Below are 1,017 nucleotides of genomic sequence, written 5' to 3'. Positions count from 1 at the left end.
GTTCGATCAGGTAATGCACCGCGTGCTCGAACGTGCCGGGCTGCAGCTGTTCCAGGAAGTTGATGGCGACCAGAGCGTGCTGATCGTAGTCATAGGGCTTGAACCTGGGCATACCGGCGGCTCTCCGCTGCCTTTTCCTCATCCTACCGGGCGCGGATGGGGTTTTGCTACAGCCTCAACGCCCGGCTCACGCGCCGGTTTGGAGCCGCGAAGCGGCGGAAAAGCGGTCGCCGTGCAGCCGCTTGTTAGCTTAAGCAAGCATCAGCTTGGCCCACCCATACCAAAACCAGGACTAGGAGTTGGACCTGGGTCTGGGCTCAAATCCGGACCAAGATTCATCCGCTCACAATAGTTCGCTAGCCCTTCGCAATGAGTTATTGCACCATTACTGACCGCTACAACCGTCGAATAATTTAGACTCCGTCCGCCCGATCCTTCTTCCGCCTCTCCGAACTTGAAGTACAAAAACTCATGCAAATAACTATTGAACTGCTTTTGAGCCACACCGCAGTCAAGGGCCTCTTCGGGATCAACTGTTTGGTGCCGAAAATAAGAAAGTGCTTTCAATTCAATCGGCTGATCGTCACCTCTTTCACCAAAAACGAGCAGGTGGTGGCCATCTCTATCCGCGAGCGCAGCTTTGGCTTTTTCGAACGAATCTACAGAGGGTTCAGCAAATTTCTGAATTTCATCATCAATGGCCTGTGCATTCCGCTTAAACTCGATCAGCACCCACTTATCATTGCGTCGAGCCATCAAATCGGCAGCCGCCTCGTGGTTTCCATCTAAGGGAGCCATCAGAGCCTCCCTGTCCATATAGGTAACAACAAATAGGTACTCAACTGTTTTTTCCCACCACATTAAAACTCGTACTCCTCACTTTTCTAAGCTAACGAGGCTGTAGAAAAACCCTTTTCCGGCCATCCTACACCCTTCCTATTGGTTCAAATCTTCCGGCATAGCGGCGTCCGGCCCATCATTCATGAATCACGCCACTGATGCCGATGATGATCTCTA

At 51.9% G+C, this 1,017-nt stretch carries 1 protein-coding gene and 1 pseudogene; both read right to left on the bottom strand.

The window, feature by feature from the left end:
• Positions 1 to 112 (bottom strand): annotated as a pseudogene (locus tag GFD32_RS20175) (transposase); the annotation flags it as partial.
• A 149-nt stretch (positions 113 to 261) separates the two neighbouring features.
• On the bottom strand, positions 262 to 861 hold the full coding sequence (locus GFD32_RS13200) for a hypothetical protein (protein WP_163577082.1): 600 nt from the start codon (positions 859 to 861) through the stop codon (positions 262 to 264).
• Between the last annotated feature and the right edge of the window lie 156 nt (positions 862 to 1,017).

This window comes from Halomonas faecis (assembly GCF_010993975.1).
Taxonomy (GTDB): domain Bacteria; phylum Pseudomonadota; class Gammaproteobacteria; order Pseudomonadales; family Halomonadaceae; genus Halomonas; species Halomonas faecis.
The sequence above is the reverse complement of the archived record's forward strand: the minus strand, read 5'-3'. Positions and strand labels throughout refer to the sequence as shown.